The organism is Salmonella sp. SG203, from assembly GCF_013350575.1.
Lineage (GTDB): Bacteria > Pseudomonadota > Gammaproteobacteria > Enterobacterales > Enterobacteriaceae > Salmonella > Salmonella enterica.
The window spans coordinates 89,092-110,467 of record NZ_SNMT01000012.1 but is presented as its reverse complement, the minus strand read 5'-3'; the positions used below and the strand labels follow the sequence as shown (position 1 = coordinate 110,467).

Sequence of the window (21,376 nt, the reverse complement as noted above, 5' to 3'; positions counted from 1 at the left end):
AATGCCCGTCGTGACGACGGGCATTAAATCACACCGGATTACTGCTGATGTTTAAGGATAAACTGACCTTTTGGCGGCACAGGGAAGCCATGCTCGATGTCATAAATAACATCGCCGCGCAAAATCGTTTTGGTAATACGCGCGCCAATAGTACGGCCAACATACGGACTGACTTTATGGCGATATTCCAGATCTTCATTTTTCAGAACATAGCTGCTGTCAGGCTGAATAAAGACCAGGTCAGCATCTTTGCCGGGGGCAATACGTCCTTTATGTTTCAGACCAAAAATATCGGCGGCGTTGGTCGCCATTAATTTGCCAAACATCGGCAACGACATACCGCGTTTTTGCACCGCTTCATCAAACATGACGTCCATGCAGTTTTGCAGTCCGGCAATTCCACCCCATGCTTGCATGATATTGCCTGCTTTCATTTCCGGAGGACATGGAGAGTGGTCGGATACCAGGCAGTCGATTTCGCCGTTAAACAGTTTTTCCCACATCCCTTTCTGGTTTTCCTGGTCGCGAATTGGCGGAGAACATTTTGCCAGGGTGCCAATCTCTTCGAACTGATCGGTATCGAGGACAAAATAGTGCGGGCACGATTCACAGGTGACATCCTGGCCTTCCTGACGCGCGCGCGTTACTTCCTCTACCCCCTCCGGGCTGCTGATATGGCAAACGTGCAGACGGCAACCTGCCGCTTTCGCCAGATACAGCACGCGACGAATGGCTTCCACTTCAGTAAATACCGGACGTGAGGCGACATAATCATGCGCCGTTACGCGACCTTCGCGTTTAGCTTCCTCGCCCAGCTCATCGCAAATCAGAGCATTTTCGCAATGTACCAGTACCGTCTGGTCCATTTCCCCCAATTTTTGCGCGCCTTTGTAAAACTGCCAGTCATTAACGTCGCGAAAATCATTATCGATGCCACGATCGCCGCAGGTGGCGACAAAGCACTTGAAGCCGACAACGCCCACTTCGTCCAGCTCATGCAGCCGATCCAGGTTATAAGAGACCAAACCGCCCAACTGCGCGGCGTCGATGGTCAATTTACCTTTTGCCGCGTCAAACTTGAGTTCAATCGTCTCACGATCGACCGTCGCCGGCAGCTGATTGAGCGGCATCTCAATCATCGTGGTAATACCGCCTTTCGCCGCCGCGCGGGTACCGGTTTCATAGCCTTCCCAGTGGGTACGGCCCGGTTCAGAAATGTGGGTATGCGCGTCAACCATGCCCGGCGAAACGATCAATCCCGTCGCATCCAGCACATTTTTCGCTTCCCCCAGGTTTTCGCCAATCGCGGCGATTTTTCCGCCCTGGACGGCGATATCGATAACTCTCGCTTCGTTTTCTAAGATGACAGTACCGTTCTTAATAATTAAATCAAAAGACATAACAAACTCCTTGTATGGATACAGATAGTTTTTAAATAGCGCACACTTTATTAAATACGCTTAATGCTTTTTCAATATTTAACCTGCGAGTTTTTTCTCTCCTGTATTTTCAAAACCCGTGCGTTTCTTCAATAGCGCATAAGCAACGAACGCAACTATTACGCCTACAAACCAGGACACGCGGGATAAAGGCTCCATAAATGGTATAAACTTGCCGCCTAATGACAGAATGACTGCGACCAGGGTGACTGAAAATGCAGTCAGGTTAAATCCATTATCATAATATTTGTAATCACCGCTGGCGGTGTACAGCTCATCAAGATTAATTTTTCCACGCATTACCACAAAATAATGAGCTAACATTACGCCGATTACCGGGCCAAGCATACCGCCGATAATATCGAGGAACAGATAAATACTGTCCTGATTCTCCATTAATTTCCATGGGCAAATCAGTAGACTGATAATACTGGCAATCATTACGCCATTTTTATAGTTAAGCTTTGTCGGGGCAAGTGCCGCAATTTGATACCCCGCAGGTATAATATTACCGGTGGCGTTGGTTGAAATTGTCGTCATCAGAATCACCAGCACCGCAAAAAATGAAGCAAACAGGCTGTCCCAGCGCTGCACAATATCCAGCACGTTCCAGGTATCCATACCATAATGAATACTGGCTCCGGCAATAATGCACACGCTGGCTACGGCGAATAATATATACGCTACGATAAGCCCCAGTGTTTGTCCCAATGCCTGAGCGCGAAATGAATGCGCGTTTTGCGTGAAATCGGACGCACTCACTGCTGGCGCAGCCCAGACGGCGACTACGGCGTTAATCACCACCAGGAACAGAAAGCCGCTGTGCTCTGCTTTTTGCACGCCTGAAGGCAGATAGTCCAGAATCGGGCCAATGCCAACCAGCGATATTGCCCAAATAGCCATGCCGCCAAAGACAATGTAAATACATGGATTGAGAATAGCGGTAAATTTATTTAATACTTTACCACCGCCAAAACCGATGCCAACGTTAATAATCCAAAAAATTAGAAAAGTAATTAGTCCTGGCAGTGAAAGACCCAGCAGCTTGAAATCTCCGCCTAATGTCAGAAATCCTGGCCAGATCTTCCCAATCAAAATAAGAAATGCCAGCGATCCCGCGTAACACTGTAAGCCGAACCACATAATTGCCGCGATTCCCCCTCGCAATAATCCAGGGAATAGCGCGCCGCGGACACCGTAAGAACCTCGCAATATCATAGCAAAAGGAACGCCATATTTGCTGCCTGCCGCGCCATTCATTACCATCGCCGCCGCAATAAATAATGCGCTGATAATAATGGCCAACATGATATTAAATGTTGATAGCCCCAGTATAAAAAAACCGCCGACCATAACGTAATTTGGCACGTTATGTACAGATCCCATCCATAAGGTGAAATAGTTAAATGCCTTCCAGTTTCGTTGGGTTTCTGTTTTAGGTAATAAGTCTTCGCTATAACCGCGCTGCTGGTATAGCTCTCTTTGATGTTCCATAAATCCCTCTTTTCACGCATCGGATAACGTTGTTATGGGTTTAGCTATGAGGAACAAATAAATATAAAATAAAGAATTAGTAAATATAATTATTTTTAAGCTGAAGCAATACGTTGCGTTGCTTTCTTTTTATATAAAGTGACGACAGCAAAGATCAGCGTTCCGGTGACCACTAAACATGCTGAAATCACAAAACTGATCTCCTTCGACCCCGTTACATCCGAAATAAATCCGGTCAACGTTGGGGCGACAACCGCCGAGCTCATGCCAAAGAAATTAAAAAGGCTGAAAGCTCTTCCCAGACTTTTTGCCGAAGCCTGTTCAGATACAAAGGAGATCAGGATCGGGTCTACCGCCATTTTCCCCAGCAAGCCGTATAGCGTCAGGCTGACCATTAGCATCGTGGTATTCGGGGACAAAACCGTAAACGCCAACATTGCTGCCGCCACAATTTCCAGACCGAGAATAACCTTAACTTTACTGTTACGGAATTTATCTGACAGATGGCTAAAAAATAACGCCCCCGGTACGCCAACCACCGCCACCAGCGCTGATGCCAGCCCGATAGCTCCGCCATCAAATCCTCTTTCAGTCTGTAGATAAGAGGGCAGCCAGGTCACTATCAAATAATAACCGTAGCAGGTACAGAAATAGAGGAAGTAAACGCTACACAATAAACCAGAGAATAAAGGCGCACGTTTCTCATCTTCCGTAACGGTTTGGGTTTGCTTTTCCGCTTGCGCAGAGTCGCTTTTGGCTTTACCGCGAATGATCAGCGTAAAGACGCACAGCATGATTACTAATATCGCGGCCACGATATACAGTACATTTTGCCAGGCCATGCTCATGTTTTTTACTAATACGCTGGAACCGATTAAGCCAATCCCCATCCCTATAGCCGACCCGCTGTTGATAATCGCGTTGGCTAATGCCCGACGGGCCTGCGGCACGTTTGCCGAAGAGAGTGAATAAGCCGAGCTAAAGAAAGAAGCGCATCCGCCACCTGCCATTAGCGACCCTATATAGATCATGGCCAGGCCATTGGCTTTCGCGATACAGAGTGTACCAATAATAAAAAGCGTAAATCCGGCCATCAGCATGATTTTTTGACCGAATTTATCGACCAATATTCCGCAAGGGATTTGCATACTGCAGTAAGCAAAAAAGTAAAAACTTGCAATGGCGCCTATTTCTGCATTACTTACATTGTCTAAAGATGCCTGAATTTCTGGATAAATTGGCGTAAGCACGGTGCGATAGATCCAAATCGCTACCCAGCCCAGACTCATTACGACAACAATTTGTTTCCAGTAATCAATCCCGGATTTTTTAGTTTCACTCATGTTCTTCACCTTTACAGAGTGTTCCTTGTGAACAGGTATCGCTGCAGCCGCAGCGATACACATAATTAGGACAATTTATGATTGGCCATTAATTCCAGCGCCTGTACCATTGCCGAATGATCAAGCTGGCTCCCGCCATTTGCCGCACAGGTATTGAATAATTCCTGGCAGGTCGCCGTATTCGGTAAATTCAGCGCCAGCGCTTTTGCGCTTTGCAATGCAAGATTAAGGTCTTTCTGATGAAGCGCGATTTTGAAACCAGGCTCAAACGTCCGGTTGATCATGCGCTCGCCGTGAACTTCCAGAATGCGTGAAGAGGCGAACCCGCCCATTAACGCCTGGCGCACGCGTACCGGATCGGCGCCTGCTTTTGAAGCAAACACTAAGGCTTCAGAAACCGCTTCAATATTCAGCGCAACAATAATTTGGTTAGCCACCTTACAGGTTTGCCCATCCCCATTGCCGCCCACCAGGGTGATATTTTTTCCCAGGATGTCAAAGAGCGGTTTAACGCGGTCAAAGACTTTCTGCTCGCCGCCGACCATAATCGACAGAGTGCCTTCACGCGCCCCGATTTCTCCCCCGGAAACCGGGGCATCCAGGTAATCAGCGCCCATTTCATTAACGCGCTGGGCAAAACGTTTGGTTTCGATAGGAGAAATAGAACTCATATCGACGATGGTTTTTCCCTGAAGCGATGTTTTGGCGCAACCGTGTTCGCCAAATAACACCTCTTCAACCTGCGGCGTATCCGGCACCATTATGAAAATAATGTCTGCAAATTCAGTTACCTGACGTGCAGTCTCAACATTTACCGCCCCCAGCGAGAGCAGTTCGTCCGCGACCGGACCAATAGTCGTAACGTGTAATTGATGACCGGCGCGTGCCAAATTGATAGCCATTGGCGAGCCCATAATTCCCAGGCCAATAAATCCCAGTTTCATATACAACCTCTTTTATTGCTTTCGGTGTTTCCAGATTCAGGCAACACAATCCCCTTCCAACACAGTGGAAAAAAAAGCGCTGCCCGAATTATTCTGCGTTTTAACGGTACTGATTAATCCACGATAATCCCGCTTCCGTGGTAGTCAGTGGTTTATATTCACAGCCAACCCAGCCATCATAACCAGACTGTTTAATGGCATTAAAAATAAAGTCATAATTAATTTCCCCGGTCCCCGGCTCGCCGCGACGCGGGTTATCAGCAATCTGTAAATGGCCTATTTTATCGGCCCATGCCGTCATGGTTTGCGTTAATTCCCCTTCCATGCGTTGCATGTGATAAATATCATACTGAATTTTGATATTATCGCTGCCGATATCCTTAATTAATGCTAACGCCTGTTGAGTGCCGGTGAGATGGAACCCCGGCATATCAAAGTGATTAATAGGTTCGATAAGTAATAAAATGTCTTCTTTCGCCAGCATATTTGCCGCATAGCGCAGGTTTTCGACCAACGTGTCGTGGATCTCCGTTGCGGAGAATCCTGACGGCGTTTTACCCACCAGACAATTTATTTTCTTATTGCCTAACGCACGTGCATAACGGATTGCGGCCGCTACGCCATCGCGAAACTCTTCTTCGCGCCCAGGAATACAGGCAATTCCACGTTCGCCAGCCGCCCAGTCGCCAGCCGGTAAATTATGTAACGTATGTTCAAGATTATTATCCCTGAGTTTACGTTTTAACACTTCGATGTCGTTATCGTAGGGAAACATGAATTCCACGCCGCGAAATCCCGACAACGCCGCTTTATCAAAGCGTTCCAGGAAATCATATTCCGTAAACAGCATAGAAAGATTGGCAGAGAAACGTAACATCGATTACCTCCCTTACTCATATTTCATAAAACAGGTTTCTGTTGGCGCATCTTTCGCACTATCCGCAACCTCTTCAAACTCGGTTACGTTATCCAGTTCGCTGCCCATGGAAATATTGGTTACGCGTTCCAGAATGACTTCCACCACCACCGGAACGCGATATTGCGCCATCAGCGCTTTAGCTTGTTCAAATGCAGGCGCAATATCTTCCGGTTTAAAGACACGAATTGCTTTACAGCCTAACCCTTCCGCCACTTTTACATGGTCAACGCCATAGCCATTCACTTCGCTGGAGTTGATATTTTCAAAGGCGAGCTGCACGCAATAGTCCATGTCAAATGCGCGTTGCGACTGGCGAATCAGACCAAGATAAGCGTTGTTAACCAGCACATGGATATACGGAATGTTAAACTGCGCGCCGACGGCTAACTCTTCAATCAGGAACTGGAAGTCGAAATCGCCGGAAATCGCCACCACACTGCGTTGCGGATCGGCAGCACAAACCCCTAATGCCGCCGGGATTGTCCAGCCAAGAGGCCCCGCCTGGCCGCAGTTGATCCAGTGTCTGTCTTTAAACACATGCAGCATCTGCGCTGCCGCGATTTGCGACAATCCAATGGTGGTGACATAGCACACATCGCGACCAAAGGCTTTGTTCATCTCTTCATAGACGCGCTGCGGCTTCACTGGCACGTTGTCAAAGTGGGTTTTACGCAGCAAAGTCCGTTTACGCTGCTGGCATTCGTCCACCCAGGTCTTCCGGCATGGCAAACGCCCCGCTTTTTGCATCTCCTGCGCGACATCGATCAGCAACGTTAGCGCCGCTTTGGCGTCAGAAACGATGCCCAGATCCGGGCACAACACGCGGCCAATTTGCGTCGGTTCAATATCGATATGGATGATTTTTCGACCCTGAGTATATTTCTCAACGGACCCCGTATGACGGTTGGCGAAACGGTTACCGATGCCAAAAACCATATCGGATGCCAGCAGAGTGGCGTTGCCGTAGCGGTGCGCCGTTTGCAGGCCGACCATCCCCGCCATTAAGGGGTGATCGTCCGGGATACAGCCCCAGCCCATCAGGGTAGGGATCACCGGTACGTTGGTCAGTTCGGCAAACTGCTGCAGCAGTGGCGCGGCGTCGGCGTTAATAACCCCGCCGCCCGCGACAATTACCGGACGCTCGGACTGAATCAGCATCTCCAGCGCCTTTTCAATCTGTACGCGGCTGGCGGCTGGCTTATATACCGGCAGCGGCTCATACATATCCGGATCGAATTCGATTTCCGCAACCTGGACATCAAACGGTAAATCAACCAGCACAGGACCTGGGCGGCCTGAGCGCATCAGATGAAAAGCCTGCTGTAATACGCGCGGCACCAGCGCCGCCTCACGAACCGTTACTGCCATCTTGCTGACTGGTTTTGCAATCGCTTCAATATCGACTGCCTGGAAATCTTCCTTGTGCAGACGCGCTCGTGGCGCCTGACCGGTAATGCATAAAATCGGGATAGAGTCGGCAGAAGCGGAATAGAGCGCGGTGATCATGTCGGTTCCCGCCGGGCCGGAAGTGCCCAGGCAAACCCCAATATTACCTGCCGCCGCACGTGTGTAGCCCTCAGCCATATGCGAAGCGCCTTCCACATGACGCGCCAGTATATGGCGAATGCCTCCATGCTTACGCATTGCAGAATAGAAGGGGTTGATTGCAGCCCCAGGAACGCCGAATGCTGTGGTGATACCTTCTTTTTCCAGCACATACATTGCCGCATCCACGGCTCTCATTTTTGCCATTTTATTGCTACCTCTTTTTATTGGAAAAAGTTTCCAACCTTTAAAAATTTTAAAAAAGTCCCGCTCCAGCGAGCGGGATGCGGCTCAGGCTACAGGGGGTTTTAGCCCAAGCGCCGTACTGATGTCTTTCGCGGTATCCCGTACCAGTTCACCCTGGCTGATAAAGCGATCTTCTGTCAGCCGGGAAGCCGGTCCCGATATTGAGATAGCGGCGACCACGCTGCCCGCATCGTCATAGATAGCGGAGGCGATACAATTCAGCCCGACAACATGTTCTTCCTGGTCAACGGTATAGCCCTGTTCACGCGCCCGCTCCAGATTTTTAAGCAGGATAGGTAAATCCACCAAAGTGGTCGGCGTAAACCGCCGCAAACCGGTATTGACGACGATCCCCACCAGCTCTTCTTCGGTGAGCGGGTAAAGCAGCGCTTTTCCGGCGCCGGAAGCATGTAACGGCAGACGACTCCCTAAGGGCGCGCACATTCTGACCATCGATTTGCACTCCTTTTGACCGATTAACACCGCTTCATTACCGTTGCGAATCGCTACGTTGACCGTCTCGCCAGAAAGCAGCATAAGTCGGCGCATAAAGGGTCCGGCCACCGAGAGGACATCGCGATTATGAATATACGCAGAGCCCACATTAAATACGCCTAAACCAATATGCCACCAGCCAAGCTGGCTATCCTGGTACACAAAATCAGCCGCTTGCAGTACCTTTAACAGGCGAAACGTCGTAGAAAGCGGTAAATCCAGGCTGCCGGAAATATCGCTAACTGATGAACTGCCGCCGCTTCTTTCGAGATATTGCAATATCGCTATGCCCCTCTCCAGCGCCTGAGCGCCTTTCTGCGCAGTCGGCTCTGCCTGTCCTGGCCTGCCGCGTCGTCTTACTTCCGTCATATTTACGTTAACTCCGGCCCAAAATATGAGCATAAACAATGAACAATATGTTCATCTTATGCAAGAAGGCCAATAGCGTCACGCAAAACAGAGTTCATGTGTCGGGATACTTTCAACATCACAGTTATCGCTGCCGCCGCGATCCACCGTCAGAAAATCGGTAACCGTCTGCCACGCAAACAGCGGGTGATGCCATACATTACGGTGATAATTGACGCCCTGCCGTCCGTTGCTAATAAACGCCCGCAGCGTGGAGAGATCGGGTTTATCATCGCCGAGCGCGACAATAACGACAAAAGCCTCGCCGTTCATCGGCACAAACGCCTGCGTACCTAAAGGATGACGTTCCAGTTCATGTACCACAATAGGCATCGCGGCCGGTTGCGCCCTGTTAATACTGATCAGCGTGCGATCCTGCTCCAGAACTTCAACCTTCGCCAGGTCGTGATATCGCTCAACTAACCCGTTGTTTATATGAAAAAAGTCACGTTCCTGCGTCTCAATAACATCGCCATAAGCGCTGAACGTCTTCTGATCTAACGGTAATACCTCAAGTTTCATTATTTTTCCCTTGTAGCTCGATTCCGTTTAACCGCGGTTTGGACTCTGTCCGGTTTCAATACCATGCAATCTAAAACCTTCGGGATTTAACATCAACATAAAAGTTGGAATATTTTTCCAAAAGTAGATTTAGACCACAAATCAAACATGGCTATTATGTAAAACTACTTAAAAATCATAGGAAAACAATTCTGGTTTTATCAGGATCGTAAGGAGGCGTCTGACGATGTTTGACCCGGAAACACTGCGTACCTTTATCAGCGTTGCCGAAACGGGGAGTTTCTCCAAAGCGGCGGAGCGCCTGTGTAAAACCACGGCAACTATTAGCTACCGCATCAAACTGCTGGAGGAAAATACCGGCGTAGGGCTGTTCTTTCGCACAACGCGAAGCGTCTCGTTGACGGCGGCGGGCTCTCACCTTCTCTCTCAGGCAAAAGACTGGCTTGCGTGGCTGGATAGCATGCCTGACGAGCTACGCCAGGTTAACGACGGCGTAGAGCGTCAGGTCAATATTGTGGTGAATAACCTGCTCTATAGCCCGCAAGCGGTCGCCAGTCTCTTATCGTGGCTTAATGCGCGTTACCCTTTCACTCAGTTTCACTTTTCCCGGCAAATTTATATGGGCGTCTGGGATTCGCTCCTGTATGAAGGTTTTTCGCTGGCGATTGGCGTAACTGGCACCGAGCCGTTGGCTAATACCTTTATGCTCGACCCTTTAGGTTCCGTACAATGGCGTTTTGTGATGTCCGCGGATCATCCTTTAGCTCACGTCAGCGGGCCTCTAACAGAAGCGCAGTTGCGCCGTTTCCCGGCAATTAATATCGAAGACAGCGCGCGTACGCTGACCAAGCGGGTAGCCTGGCGCCTTCCGGGGCAGAAGGAAATTATCGTGCCTGATATGGAAACCAAAATCGCCGCTCATCTGGCAGGCGTCGGTATCGGTTTTGTCCCGCAGCCGCTTTGTCAAACGCTGATCGACAAAAACGAACTGGTAAGCTGTACCATCCCTACGATGCGTCCGCCCTCACCGTTAAGCCTCGCCTGGCATAAATTTGGCGGAGGCAAAGCGGTAGAAGACATTGTGAAATTATTTACCCAACGGCAACCCGAAATAGCCGGTTTTTTATCCATTTTCAACACGGTACGCTGTTAAAAATCAAGCCACTTTGCGAATTGGCGCGTAAAATAGCGCAAAGGATGATTTAAGGTTACGTTTTACGTTATGCAAGACAGACAAAAAGCACAGGACTATCGCGCGCTCCTCCTTGCCGATACGCCTTTAATTGATGTACGCGCGCCGATTGAGTTTGAACAGGGCGCCATGCCGGGCGCTATCAACCTGCCATTGATGATGGATGACGAGCGAGCCGCCGTCGGCACCTGCTACAAACGTCAGGGCGCGGATGCGGCGTTAGCGTTGGGGCATCGGCTGGTTTGCGGCGACATTCGCCAGCAGCGGCTTGAGGCCTGGAAAGCCGCGTATCAACGTTTCCCCAACGGGTATCTGTGCTGCGCGCGCGGCGGTCAGCGGTCACATATCGTACAACGTTGGCTGCAAGAAACAGGGATTGACTGCCCGCTTATTGAAGGCGGCTATAAAGCGCTGCGCCAGACAGCAATTCAGGCGACCTGGCAACTGGCACAAAAACCGATACTTTTAATTGGCGGCTGTACGGGCAGCGGCAAAACGCAACTGGTGCGACAACAGCCCAACGGCGTGGATCTGGAAGGTCTCGCGCGTCATCGCGGCTCCTCTTTTGGCCGCACGCTGAACCCCCAGCTCAGCCAGGCCAGTTTTGAAAACAAACTTGCCGTTGAATTGCTGAAAATTAACGCGCGTCAGACGCTAAAAAGGTGGGTACTGGAAGATGAAGGGCGAACGATCGGCGCCAACCATCTGCCTGAGTGTTTACGCGAAAGAATGGCGCAGGCCCCCATTGCGGTAGTGGAAGATCCGTTTGCGCTTCGTCTGGAACGACTGCGTGAAGAGTATTTCATCCGTATGCATCACGACTTCACCCACGCCTACGGCGATGAAGCCGGTTGGCAGGCGTATAGTGAATATCTTCATCATGGACTATTCGCTATTCGCCGCCGTCTGGGGTTGCAACGCTTTGCCGAACTGACGGACACGCTGGATAGAGCGCTGGCAGAGCAATTATCCAGCGGCAGCACCGACGGCCATATGGCATGGCTGGTTCCGCTACTTAACGAATATTACGACCCAATGTATCGCTATCAACTGGAGAAAAAAGCCGCGAATATCGTTTTTCGCGGCCCATGGCAAGACGTTGCCAACTGGCTAAAAGCGCAATAGCTTACTTTTATTGCCGGCTGACGCCGGCTTAGTGTCTGTCGCGCTTGTCGGCACGTTTTGCCAGCCAGTCGCCCAGCATCTGAACGACCTGAACCAGCACAATCAGCGCCACCACGGTAACAACCATCACTTCGGTTTCGTAACGGTAGTAGCCATAGCGAATCGCCAGGTCGCCTACCCCGCCGCCGCCGACAATCCCGGCCATCGCCGAGTAGCCGATTAAGCTTACCAATGTAATCGTCAGGCCGCGCAGCAGCCCTGCGCTGGCTTCCGGCAACAGTACGGTACAGATAATACGCATCGGACTAGCGCCGAATGCCAGCGCCGCCTCAATAATCCCTTTATCGACTTCACGGAGCGCGCTATCTACCAGGCGTGCATAAAACGCGATTGCGGCCACCGACAGCGGGACGGAGGCTGCAATCGGGCCAATGGTATTGCCCAGCAAAAGCTGCGTTAGCGGCAGTAACAGCACCAGTAAAATAACAAATGGCACCGAGCGGATAATATTCACCAGAACCGAGGCGACGAGATAAATAAAACGGTTCTGCCAGAACAGATGACGATCGGTGACAAAAATCAGAAAACCGAGCGGTAGACCGCCAAGAATCGCCAGCACCGTTGAAATACTCAACATCTGGAAAGTTTCATTGAACGCCAGCGTTAAATCCGGCAATAAATCATCCACGGATCACCTCCACCTGTGCAGTACGTTGACGGATATGCTCCACGGCGGCGGCCACCGCCGTTGGATTATGCGGCGCGGTTAATTGCACCACCAGAATGCCCAACGCGCGTTCGCCGATATACTCAATCTTGCCATGCAGGATATTGACCGCGACGCCAAACTTGATCGCCACCTCCGACAGTACCGGCTGCTCCGCCGAATCGCCGATAAACAAAATTTTCAGCAGCTGCCCGGGCAGGTGTTCCCGTAAACGTTCCGGCAGGGTCAAATTAAGGGTATGAGATACCAGTTGCTGTGTGAAAGCGTGTTGCGGGTGGGCAAACACATCAAACACCTCGCCCGATTCCACAACCTTACCGCCCGACATCACCGCCACGCGATCGCAAATAGATTTGATCACGTTCATTTCATGGGTGATCAGCACAATAGTAATCCCGAGCTGTGCGTTGATCTGTCTGAGCAGGGCCAGAATCGTGGCGGAAGTTTCCAGATCCAGAGCGGAAGTTGGTTCGTCACACAACAAAACATCCGGATGGTTAGCGATAGCGCGCGCTATCCCCACCCGCTGTTTTTGCCCGCCGCTGAGCTGTACCGGAAAACGGTTCGCTTTATCGGCAAGGCCCACCAGCGTTAAAATTTCCGCCACCCGTGGCGCGATTTTGCTGCGTTCCCAGCCAGCCGCTTTCAGGCTAAACGCCACGTTTTGCGCCACTGTCCGGGTATGCATTAAGTTAAAATGCTGGAAAATCATACCAATACGCTGCCGCGCCTGGCGTAACGCTTTTCCGTCCAGCGCAGAAATTTCCACGCCGTTGACGTTGACGCGCCCCTGACTGGGACGCGTTAAGGCGTTCAGGGTACGCAGCAGAGTGCTTTTTCCTGCGCCGCTGGTACCGACAATGCCAAAAATCTCGCCCGCGGCGATATGCAGGCTCACATCATCCACCGCGCGCGTGGGGGTACCGCGACCGGCGGTAAAATCGACGCAGACTTTTTCTATTTCAATCATATTCACCTCAGAAATTGGGGATGGCCACCGCTGCGATCAGGGTGTCGCGGTCATCCATTCCGGTTTCTGGAAGGCGCTATAAATATTCTTTGGATCGTCGATGACCGCGCGATAAGCCGGCGATTTCACTGCCTCGACAATATCTTTGGCAAACGGCTTATCGGCATCTTCACTGCGTACCGCAATGATATTTTTCAGATTCTCATCCAGGTGTTCCTGCTTAATCGCGCTGGAGAGATCCAGTCCTGCCGCCACCGCAAAGTTCCCGTTAACCAGCGCGCCGGTCACGCCATCCAGCGTGCGCGGTAACTGTGCGGCTTCCAGCGGTTTGAAAACCAGTCCTTTTGGATTGCTGGCGATATCTCGTTCAGAGGCTTTGGTCGGATCAATATTGTCCTTAATCGTGATAAGCCCCAACGATTGCAGGAAGCGAAGGCCGCGCGCCAGGTTGGTCGGATCGTTGGAGAGGGTAATAATGTCCCCTTTTTTAAGCGCATCCAGACTGTTGATTTTACGTGAATAGAAGCCCATCCCGGCGGTCGGTACCACAATAAGTTTGCTGAGCTTCAGCCCTTTGTCAGCGGTGAATTTGTCAAAATAGAGGGTATGTTGAAAGAGGTTGGCGTCGATGCTGCCGTTAGCTAACGCCATATTGGGCTGGACATAGTCGCTAAACTCGCGCACCACAACCTTATACCCTTTTTCTTTTAATGTCGGCGCAATCGCCTGCTTCACCATGTCGCCATACGGCCCTGGCGCGACGCCAAATACGATCGTTTGCGGGGAACCATCGGCATGGGCAAACTGTAATCCGCAGGCCAGTAATAGCGTGCTGGCCGCAATGCGTAAACTCTGACGCAATCCCATAATTTCTCCATTTTAAATAGTGTGATGCTGTGCCGGATGCCGTTCATGCGGCATCGTCTGTTTTGGCCCAAACGAAAGGCTATTTCTTAACATGACACAGATCACAGCCTGCTGTCCTTGAAATTATTTCATGATGTTTCCTGGTGTGTCGTTAAATGTACGAGGCAGGCGCTCAGGCGTGTGTCAGGCGGGAATGGCGTAAAGGGAAATGCCGGATAAGAGGCCTTAACGCCAACATCCGGCAGAGGAAAACGCTTTAGAAATCGTAACGCAGACGCACCAGGTTCATATCGCCCAGATTGTCAGTGCTGGAGGTGAAAACATGTTCATAATCAACGCGGAAACCATAATCCAGTTGGAAGGTGATCCCCACGCCGTTATCGGTGCGCAGATAGTCGCGGCCATTCACATATTCAATGCGGTCGCCCATAAAGTACGGTTGAATAGCTTTCACGGCATACTGACCAATCGGGAAAGCGTAACCGACAAAATATTCCAGACCCCACGCATCGCCGGCAAAGTAATCATTCACAGACACTTTTTTGGTCGTCATAAAGTTCTGATACCAACCGCCGCCTGCGGCGATAGTCCAGTTTTCCGGCGTCCAGCTTAACGCGGTACCGACAATATTTTGATCGTAAGTTTTATTGCCGTTGCCGCGCATCTCCGCACGGGTATAGTTCCATGCCGTCCCCCAGGTCAGATCGTCAGTGAGATGGTAATCCACGCCTAAAGAACCGCCGCCTTTACGTTTGTAATTCAGGCCGTTATTGGCATTATAATCGTCGCTGAACAGATAAGACGCGTAGAGATCGACATTGCCAATTCTTTTCTTATACTTCAATGACTTACGCGTGCGGTAAGAACCATCGTAGTCGCCGTTAATCCCGTTGCCCGGCGCCTGACCTATCATGTCGTAATCCCAGATATCGGTTTTTACGCCCACCACATCGTAATAAATGCTGTTCTGTTGACCGAAGGTCAGCGTTCCCCACGTCGCGCTCTTGAAGCCGGTATACAGCATACGGCGAGTGGTATCAGTCGCGCCCTTCGCATAATGGTTATCCCAGTCAAATACCGCAGGGGTATTGACGCCCAGCTCGTAATAGCTAATCCAACTGATATCATCAAACAGATAATAATCCGCGGCGAAGCGGAAACGCGTCCCGCCATCAAAACCATTACGTTTATAACCGTTCGCGCCGTCATTGCCGGTCATATTCTGGAACTGCGGACGAATACTCCCGCCAACGGTGAAATTGAGTCGGCTGAGTGGATTACCCGCCTGGGGATCTTGTTTTAAAACGGTGATTTCCGCCTGAGTGGCGAAAGGCATGAAAGCCATTGCCGCGCCGATCGATGCCGCCAACGCTGTTATTTTAATTGTCATTATATTTTCCTTGATAGATAGCCAATCCAAATCATTTAGCAGGCAAATAATAACTTTTATAAAACCTTACGTATTGTGTATTTTTTAATGATTTGTGCTACTAAAAATCAAGGAGTTATCAATTTGTGCGACTAAAAAAGTACGCGCCGTTTTAAAAACCGGCGCGAAATTATTCACATAATGAATCATCCGCTAAACTGGCGGAATAGCGCTTTGCCTTTAAGCAAACGAACGCCAAGCCAGCCGCCGCATACGGAAAGCAGCAGCGCGCCGCAAAACGGCAGTGCGACCCATAAACGCCAGTCCGGCTCCCAGGGGAAATCAAAAACGTTGATTTGTAAGATCGCCAGCGCCGTCTCCGCGCCAATCGCGGCGACCAGCCCGGCAACTAACCCCAGCATGGCGAATTCGCACCAGAGTGTGGTACGCAACAGTTTCTTTCCGGCTCCTAATGTGCGCCACACCACCAGCTCCTGATGGCGCTGACGCATCCCGACCTGTACCTGGGCCAGTAATAGCAACATGCCGCAGAGGGTGACTAGCACAACCATCACCTCCAGCGCCCGGCTGACCTGCTCCAGCACCTGCCCCACCTGTTTCAGGATCGCCCCGATATCCAACAGGCTGACGGTAGGAAACTCGCGGTTAAGCTGCGTTAACATGCCGTTGCCATTCTCCCAGCGAAAACTGGTCAACCAGCTTTGTGGTTGCCCGTCCAGCGCCCCGGAAGGAAAAATGAAGAAAAAGTTGGGCCGCAGGCTTTCCCAGTCCACTTGACGCAGGCTGGTGACTTTAGCGCTAAACGCCTGGGTATCGCCCATAAAGGTTACGCTATCGCCGAGTTTGACGTTCAGCCGCTTCGCCAGCCCCTCTTCCATGGAGACTTCGCCCGGTTTTGGCGGCCAGTGACCGGCGACCAGCGGATTATGCGCCGGGCGCGTATCCTGCCAGGTCAAATTCAGTTCACGGTTGAGCGACTCATCCTGCTGACCTTCCGTCGGATTACCGTTTATCTTCGTTAACCGCGCCCGCACAATCGGATAAAACGTCTGCGGAATCACCTGATGTTCCGCCAAAAAGGCTTTCAGCGGCGCGACCTGATCTGAAGCAATATTGATAAGGAAATAGTTCGGACTTTCCGGCGGGAGCTGCTGTTGCCAGCGATCAAGGAGGTCGCCGCGCAGCACCAGCAAGAGCGCCAGCAGCATAAACGAAAGCGAAAACGCCGAAAGCTGACTCAACGTTGACCACGGCTGACGCAGAAGTCGGCTGACGGCCAGACGCAGCGGTAGCGACGTCAACGTCATGCCGCGCAGCACGTTAAGCAGCATCCAGCCCACCAGACCGCACAGCAGCGCCAGTATCACGGCGCCCGCCAGAACCGCCCACAACAGCATACTTCCGCCCATCAATCCGGCGAGCAGCGCCACCACGACGGCGCAGGCGACAGGCAAATAAATTTTTAACGGCCAGACGCGAGCGACAACGTCGCGGCGCAGCACCCGTAGCGGCTGGGTCGCCAGCAACAATCGATAAGGCCGTAAACCGACCAGCAGAGAGATGACCGTCATCGCGCCCAGCGCCCACAGCCAGGGCCACAGGCTGGCGGGCGGCAAATCGGCGGGCAATACCGGTTTTAGCAGCACCAGCAATATGTTTTCAAACAGTAACCCAATCGCGCCTCCCGTGACGGCGGAAAGCCCCAGCACCATCAACCACTGTCCGATGATAAGTTTACGCAACTGGGCCCGGCCCGCGCCCAACGTTTTTAAAATCGCCACCAGATCGTAGCGGCTACGGCAGTAATGGCTCATCGCCACCGCGACGGCAGCTACCGCCAGCAGTAGCGTTAATAACGCCGAAAGCAGCAAAAACTGCTGCGAACGTTCGAGCGATTTCCCCAATGCCCCGTCATCCTGCTCCAGCCCGTACCAGCGATGTTCCGGTTTAAGCTGCGGTAACAGCCAGCTTTCATAGCCAGCAAGCTGTTGCGGCGTTCCGCCGAATTTATACCGCCACATCACGCGGCTCCCCGGCTGTATCGCACCGGTTTTTGCCACATCGGCCATATTCATCATCAGACGCGGCGCCATCTGAAAAGGGTTAAATCCGGAATCCGGCTCCTGCACCACTTCACCGGCAATACGCAAGGTCACGTCGCCGACATCAATGGTATCGCCCGTTTTCAAATTAAGCAGCGCCATCAGACGCGGCGCCAGCAGTACGCTACCCGGCTGCGGTTTCACTCCGCCAGGACGGGTTTGCAATTCGCCGTACATCGGATAAACGCTATCTACCGCCTTCACGCTGGCCAGTTGCGGCGTATCGCCGGCAAACGTCATGGTCGCAAAGGTTAACTGCTCGCCCACGTTAAGACCGCGTTTACGCGCCTCTTCAAGCCAGGCTTTCGGTACCTCCCGCGAACTTTGCAGCGTCCGATCGCCTGCCATAAACTCGCGGCTTTGCTGACTTAACCCTTTTTCCATCCGGTCGCTGATACTGCCGAGCGCCAGTACGCAGGCCACCGCCAGACTCAACGCCAGCCAGACAATAATCAGCGACGGCGAGCGCCATTCGCGCCAGAACCAGCGGGCTATCATGCCTCCTCCTGTAACTGACCGTTGACCAACCGCAGCCGCCGGTCGCAGCGCGCCGCCAGCGCCGGGTCGTGCGTCACCAGAATCAGCGTGGTGCCGTGCTCGCGGTTAAGCGAAAATAGCAGGTCGGCGATTTTATCTCCGGTCTGACGGTCAAGGTTGCCCGTCGGCTCATCGGCAAACAGCACATCAGGACGTCCGTTAAACGCGCGCGCCAGCGCTACGCGCTGCTGTTCGCCGCCGGAAAGCTGTGCCGGAAGGTGGTCAAGCCGTTTTCCCAGTCCCAGTTGTTCGAGCAGCGCTTTCGCCCCCGCCTTACTCTGACCGCTGTTTTCACCGCGTAGCAGGGCCGGTAGCTCAACGTTTTCCAGCGCGTTAAGCGTAGGAATAAGCATGAAGGATTGAAAAACAAAACCGACATGCTGAGCGCGAAGCTGCGCCCGCGCCTCTTCGTCCATCTGGTGAAGCGGTTTCCCGACCAGACTGACCTCTCCGCTACTGCCGTCATCCAGTCCGGCGAGAATCGCCAGCAGCGTAGATTTTCCCGATCCTGATTCGCCAATCAGCGCAATGGTTTCGCCGCGTTTGACAACCAGTTCAACTCCGGTAAGGATGGAAAGCTCATGCTCACCCTGACCGACGGACTTCCTGAGACGATGAACTTCAACACTGTTTTCCGCTGGCATTTGCCCTTCCTGTTTTTGATCCTGTTAACTTTCCGTGCCGCCGCCGCAGACACCTTATTAATTCTGGGCGATAGCCTCAGCGCCGGTTACCGTATGGCCGCCAGCGCGGCATGGCCGTCGCTCCTTAATGATAAATGGCAAAACAAAACGTCGGTCGTTAATGCCAGTATAAGCGGTGATACCTCGCAGCAGGGACTGGCGCGTTTGCCGGCGCTGTTGCAACAGCATCACCCGCGCTGGGTAGTGGTGGAACTTGGCGGCAACGATGGCCTACGCGGTTTTGCGCCTGCGCAAACCGAACAGACGCTACGTAAAATCATTCAGACGGTGAAAGCCGCCGATGCCCAACCGTTACTGATGCAAATTCATCTGCCCGCTAACTACGGTCGCCGTTATAATGAATCCTTTAGCGCCATTTATCCTAAGCTCGCCAAAGAGTTCGATATTCCTCTGTTACCGTTTTTTATGGAAGAGGTATATCTGAAACCGCAGTGGATGCAGGATGACGGCATTCATCCCAACCGCGACGCCCAGCCGTTTATTGCTGACTGGATGGCGAAGCAGTTGACCCCTTTTCTCTCCTGAATCATTCGAGTTGCATGAAGGCGGCACGTAAGAGAATTTCCAGGAGCACAGATACCTATGTGACTGGAGTAAACGAACGCACAGGCAACTTGAAGTATGACGGATATAGTTAACCACGACTCTTAAATCAACGGAGATCCTGACAGGTAAAGTTATGCAAAAATCGGTCTTAATAACAGGATGTTCCAGCGGAATCGGTCTGGACAGCGCGCTTGAACTTAAACGCCAGGGCTTTCAAATCCTGGCGGGCTGCCGCAAACCTGATGATGTCGCCCGGATGAACAGTATGGGATTTACCGGCGTGTTGATCGATCTCGACTCCCCTGAAAGCGTGGATCGTGCCGCCGATGAAGTGATCGCCCTGACCGATAATCGTCTGTATGGGATCTTTAACAATGCCGGCTACGGCGTGTATGGCCCCCTTTCCACCATCAGCCGTGAGCAGATGGAGCAACAGTTTTCCAGTAATTTCTTCGGCGCGCATCAGCTTACTATGCGCTTACTTCCCGCCATGTTGCCGCATGGCGAAGGACGCATTGTGATGACCTCATCGGTGATGGGGCTGATTTCCACCCCAGGGCGCGGCGCTTACGCCGCCAGCAAATATGCGCTCGAAGCCTGGTCTGACGCGCTACGTATGGAGCTACGGCACACAGGCATTAAAGTGAGCCTGATAGAACCGGGGCCGATTCGTACCCGTTTTACGGATAACGTTAACCAGACGCAGCGTGATAAACCGGTAGAAAATCCCGGCATCGCCGCACGTTTCACCCGCGATCCTGACGCGGTAGTAGCGAAAGTACGTCATGCTTTTGCAAGCGATAAACCCAGGCTGCGCTATCCCGTTACGCTGGTCACCTGGGCGGTGATGGCGCTGAAACGCATATTGCCGGGCCGGATGCTGGATAAAATTTTACAAAGCTGAGTTGAAGCGCGCCCGTCAGCCCCCATGTAAACGTGACACAGACAAAAGAGAGCGACGCCATGTCCGTACAGAACATTGTCAATATTAATGAATCCAACCTGCAGCAGACCTTAGAGCAGTCCATGACCACGCCGGTACTGTTCTATTTCTGGTCTGAACGCAGCCAACACTGTCTGCAATTAACGCCAGTGCTGGAAAGCCTGGCTGCCCAGTACCACGGTCAGTTTATTCTGGCAAAGCTGGACTGCGACGCCGAACAGATGATCGCCGCTCAGTTTGGGCTGCGCGCCATCCCGACAGTCTATCTGTTCCAGAATGGCCAACCGGTCGATGGTTTCCAGGGACCGCAGCCGGAAGAGGCGATCCGCGCTCTGCTGGATAAAGTACTGCCGCGCGAAGAAGAGCTAAAGGCGCAACAAGCGATGCAGTTAATGCAGGAGGGCAACTACATTGACGCGCTGCCGTTGCTCAAAGACGCCTGGCAGCTCTCTTCGCAGAACAGTGAGATTGGCCTGTTACTGGCGGAAGCGCAAATTGCGCTGAACCGCTCTGAAGAGGCCGAAGCGGTGTTAAAAACTATCCCGCTACAGGATCAGGATACCCGTTATCAGGGGCTGGTTGCGCAGATCGAACTGCTTAAACAGGCGGCGGATACGCCGGAAATTCAGCAACTTCAGCAGCAAGTCGCGGACAATCCGCAGGATGCGGCTTTGGCAACGCAACTGGCATTGCAGTTGCACCAGGTCGGACGTAATGAAGAAGCGCTGGAATTGCTGTTCAGCCATCTGAGAAAAGATCTTACCGCCGCCGAGGGACAGACGCGCAAAACCTTCCAGGAGATCCTTGCCGCGCTCGGCACCGGCGACGCGCTGGCGTCGAAATACCGCCGCCAGTTGTACGCGCTACTGTATTAATCCTCTCTTGCCTGATGGCGCGCTTATCTGGCCTACCTGTCGT

Annotated in this window: 19 protein-coding genes; 5 read left to right on the top strand and 14 right to left on the bottom strand. The window is 52.0% G+C overall.

Features of this window, described 5'->3' with window-relative positions; all coding sequences use genetic code 11:
* Positions 1-38: 38 nt before the first annotated feature.
* From allB to allA, 8 genes are all read right to left on the bottom strand, one after another.
* Positions 39-1,400: an allantoinase AllB gene (gene allB / locus HV477_RS17510; protein ID WP_000006865.1), complete on the bottom strand. Its 1,362-nt coding sequence runs from the start codon at positions 1,398-1,400 to the stop codon at positions 39-41.
* Positions 1,401-1,478: 78 nt separating this feature from the next.
* The gene (locus HV477_RS17505; protein ID WP_000401063.1) at positions 1,479-2,933 is read right to left on the bottom strand and encodes a putative allantoin permease; all 1,455 of its coding nucleotides are present in this window, start codon (positions 2,931-2,933) and stop codon (positions 1,479-1,481) included.
* Positions 2,934-3,028: 95 nt separating this feature from the next.
* Positions 3,029-4,276: an MFS transporter gene (locus HV477_RS17500; protein ID WP_079801860.1), complete on the bottom strand. Its 1,248-nt coding sequence runs from the start codon at positions 4,274-4,276 to the stop codon at positions 3,029-3,031.
* 65 nt (positions 4,277-4,341) lie between these two features.
* On the bottom strand, positions 4,342-5,220 hold the full coding sequence (gene glxR / locus HV477_RS17495; protein WP_000765815.1) for a 2-hydroxy-3-oxopropionate reductase: 879 nt from the start codon (positions 5,218-5,220) through the stop codon (positions 4,342-4,344).
* 100 nt (positions 5,221-5,320) lie between these two features.
* Entirely contained in the window at positions 5,321-6,097 is a 777-nt protein-coding gene (gene hyi / locus HV477_RS17490; protein WP_023203769.1) for a hydroxypyruvate isomerase, read from the bottom strand.
* 12 nt (positions 6,098-6,109) lie between these two features.
* The gene (gene gcl / locus HV477_RS17485) at positions 6,110-7,891 is read right to left on the bottom strand and encodes a glyoxylate carboligase (RefSeq protein WP_079899303.1); all 1,782 of its coding nucleotides are present in this window, start codon (positions 7,889-7,891) and stop codon (positions 6,110-6,112) included.
* 84 nt (positions 7,892-7,975) lie between these two features.
* The gene (gene allR, locus HV477_RS17480; RefSeq protein WP_048590900.1) at positions 7,976-8,794 is read right to left on the bottom strand and encodes an HTH-type transcriptional repressor AllR; all 819 of its coding nucleotides are present in this window, start codon (positions 8,792-8,794) and stop codon (positions 7,976-7,978) included.
* Between the two features lie 78 nt (positions 8,795-8,872).
* Entirely contained in the window at positions 8,873-9,355 is a 483-nt protein-coding gene (allA, locus tag HV477_RS17475) for an ureidoglycolate lyase (RefSeq protein ID WP_000764659.1), read from the bottom strand.
* Positions 9,356-9,581: 226 nt separating this feature from the next.
* On the opposite strand from allA, the gene allS reads away from it, so the two are divergent.
* Together allS and mnmH are read left to right on the top strand one after the other, a co-directional pair.
* Positions 9,582-10,508: an HTH-type transcriptional activator AllS gene (gene allS / locus HV477_RS17470; RefSeq protein WP_000460169.1), complete on the top strand. Its 927-nt coding sequence runs from the start codon at positions 9,582-9,584 to the stop codon at positions 10,506-10,508.
* Positions 10,509-10,577: 69 nt separating this feature from the next.
* Positions 10,578-11,672, top strand: a complete 1,095-nt coding sequence (gene mnmH, locus HV477_RS17465) for a tRNA 2-selenouridine(34) synthase MnmH (protein WP_001154077.1) — start codon at positions 10,578-10,580, stop codon at positions 11,670-11,672.
* A gap of 28 nt (positions 11,673-11,700) precedes the next feature.
* On the opposite strand, the gene HV477_RS17460 is transcribed toward mnmH, so the two are convergent.
* The 6 genes from HV477_RS17460 to ybbA form a co-directional block, all read right to left on the bottom strand.
* Positions 11,701-12,360, bottom strand: a complete 660-nt coding sequence (locus HV477_RS17460; RefSeq protein ID WP_000342247.1) for a methionine ABC transporter permease — start codon at positions 12,358-12,360, stop codon at positions 11,701-11,703.
* Positions 12,353-13,369: a virulence-associated ABC transporter ATP-binding protein SfbB gene (gene sfbB / locus HV477_RS17455; protein ID WP_000569660.1), complete on the bottom strand. Its 1,017-nt coding sequence runs from the start codon at positions 13,367-13,369 to the stop codon at positions 12,353-12,355. Before sfbB ends, HV477_RS17460 begins: the two co-directional genes overlap by 8 nt.
* Before the next feature lie 36 nt (positions 13,370-13,405).
* Positions 13,406-14,236: a MetQ/NlpA family ABC transporter substrate-binding protein gene (locus HV477_RS17450; RefSeq protein WP_000524311.1), complete on the bottom strand. Its 831-nt coding sequence runs from the start codon at positions 14,234-14,236 to the stop codon at positions 13,406-13,408.
* A gap of 256 nt (positions 14,237-14,492) precedes the next feature.
* Positions 14,493-15,626 (bottom strand): porin, encoded by a 1,134-nt coding sequence (locus tag HV477_RS17445; RefSeq protein WP_175065241.1) that lies wholly within the window; start codon positions 15,624-15,626, stop codon positions 14,493-14,495.
* A gap of 185 nt (positions 15,627-15,811) precedes the next feature.
* On the bottom strand, positions 15,812-18,226 hold the full coding sequence (ybbP, locus tag HV477_RS17440; protein ID WP_079899301.1) for a putative ABC transporter permease subunit YbbP: 2,415 nt from the start codon (positions 18,224-18,226) through the stop codon (positions 15,812-15,814).
* Entirely contained in the window at positions 18,223-18,909 is a 687-nt protein-coding gene (gene ybbA, locus HV477_RS17435) for a putative ABC transporter ATP-binding protein YbbA (protein ID WP_001110598.1), read from the bottom strand. Before ybbA ends, ybbP begins: the two co-directional genes overlap by 4 nt.
* Here ybbA and tesA point away from each other — a divergent pair.
* From tesA to cnoX, 3 genes are all read left to right on the top strand, one after another.
* Positions 18,880-19,494, top strand: coding sequence for a multifunctional acyl-CoA thioesterase I/protease I/lysophospholipase L1 (gene tesA, locus HV477_RS17430; protein ID WP_001010574.1), 615 nt, complete (start codon positions 18,880-18,882; stop codon positions 19,492-19,494). The genes ybbA and tesA overlap by 30 nt on opposite strands.
* 154 nt (positions 19,495-19,648) lie before the next feature.
* Entirely contained in the window at positions 19,649-20,419 is a 771-nt protein-coding gene (locus tag HV477_RS17425; protein WP_001172802.1) for an SDR family oxidoreductase, read from the top strand.
* A 59-nt stretch (positions 20,420-20,478) separates the two neighbouring features.
* Positions 20,479-21,333: a chaperedoxin gene (gene cnoX / locus HV477_RS17420; protein ID WP_000116058.1), complete on the top strand. Its 855-nt coding sequence runs from the start codon at positions 20,479-20,481 to the stop codon at positions 21,331-21,333.
* Positions 21,334-21,376: the final 43 nt, after the last annotated feature.